This window comes from Neisseria oralis, from assembly GCF_045062685.1.
In the GTDB taxonomy this organism is placed as follows: domain Bacteria; phylum Pseudomonadota; class Gammaproteobacteria; order Burkholderiales; family Neisseriaceae; genus Neisseria; species Neisseria oralis.
Genome location: NZ_JBJGEB010000049.1, coordinates 1 through 280, shown reverse-complemented (window position 1 = coordinate 280; position 280 = coordinate 1). Strand labels below are relative to the sequence as shown.

The following is a 280-nucleotide window of genomic DNA, read 5'->3' as shown; positions in this document are numbered from 1 at the left end:
AGCGGAGGCTGGGAAAATGACGGGTTCGTGATGCCCAATATGCCGTCTCGTCGCCTGTTTGCCGCACTGCTCCCGCTGATAACCGCCGAAAATACCGCGCCCCCCTATCCCGGTCTCAAACAGGCAGATGGCGGCGCATCCTTCTGCAAAGAAGGAACATTGTTCCGCTACCGCAATCGGGACATATGGTGCGTCAATCATATTGGCGGACAGTTCCTGATTACCCTACCCGACCAAACCCGCTGGTCGGTTACACCGATTGAACCATTATGAACATACC

The 280-nt window shown here is 55.4% G+C and carries 1 pseudogene; it reads left to right on the top strand.

The features are described from left to right. Positions 1 to 273, top strand: a pseudogene (locus tag ACI43T_RS12030) (hypothetical protein); the annotation flags it as partial. Between the last annotated feature and the right edge of the window lie 7 nt (positions 274 to 280).